The 1,018-nt window shown below is 67.9% G+C and carries 2 protein-coding genes; both read right to left on the bottom strand.

What is annotated here, in order from left to right:
• The coding region (locus tag BIS11_RS18510; protein ID WP_253586854.1) for a DUF3618 domain-containing protein at positions 1 to 373 on the bottom strand (373 nt) is incomplete at its 3' end.
• Positions 370 to 807: a phage holin family protein gene (locus tag BIS11_RS18515; protein ID WP_253419651.1), complete on the bottom strand. Its 438-nt coding sequence runs from the start codon at positions 805 to 807 to the stop codon at positions 370 to 372. The genes BIS11_RS18515 and BIS11_RS18510, both read right to left, overlap by 4 nt.
• Positions 808 to 1,018 lie beyond the last annotated feature (211 nt).

Raw genomic sequence — 1,018 nt, forward strand, 5'->3', positions numbered from 1 at the left:
CGTCACCGGCGTGGCGGCCAGCGCCGATGTCCCTCGACCGGAACGCGTCGCCGGTCGGGCCGCTGTGCGGGTAGGCCTCGGAGTTGGCGAAATTGCCCGACGGCCGTGCGCCGCCGCGCTGGGCGGTCAACAGCCAGCCAAGGCCCACGCCGGTGACCAGAAACGGCACCGGGTTCTCCTTGATGGTGGTGCCCAGGTTCGAGAAGAACTCGTTGGCGCCGCCGTGGCGCAGGTAGTCGTAGGAGGCGTTGAGCAGGCGCTGGGGAGAGAAGCGCTCCTCGAGTTCGTTGAGGGTGGTGTCCAGCCGCTCGCGGGAGCGATGGATCTCCTTCTCGATCTCCTCGGAGCTGCGCTGCTCGTCGTGATGGCTCATTTCAACTCCTCCTTGACGTGGCGACGGTGCTCGTCGGCCAGCGCCTTGTCGTCCTTGAGACTCTGCAGGGTGCGCCGGGGCGCCAGGCTCTGCGCCTTGATGCGGTTGAGCCCCGTGCTGAGCATGATCATGCCGATCAGCGCCACCACCGCGCCGACGATCACGGCGGAAAGCCAGGGCGTCATCTCCGGCGGAAGCAGGTCGTTGAGCAGAAACACCGCGGCGGCCAGAAGAACCAGAAAGCCCGCGAAGATCACCGCGCCGGCAATGGCGATGGCCGCGATGGCCGTGAGCGCCTGGTGGGTCTTTTCCGAAACTTCCGCCTTGGCGAGTTCGGCCTCGTTGCGTACTAGGCCGGTGAGTTCGCGGGTGAGCGTCGTCAGAAGCGTACCGACGGACGACCCCTGCGTCGTGCTTTCGTGCTGCGTATCCATGGAAACCTCGTGCGTGCTGACAAGGTGTGGGCGAGTAACCACGTGGGCCTAGCGGATCGGCCGGTCGGGGTCGTCGGGCGTCAGGGAGTCGTTGCCGGTGCGCGGCGATGTCGACGACCGCTCGAGCGCGCCGCCGTAGGCAGGCTGCACGCCGTCGGGCGACGGGTAGCCGGCGTGTTCGGGGCCGGAGGCGCTACGCGCACGTGGAGAC

It is taken from the genome of Halomonas sp. 707D4 (assembly GCF_024158685.1).
Lineage (GTDB): Bacteria > Pseudomonadota > Gammaproteobacteria > Pseudomonadales > Halomonadaceae > Vreelandella.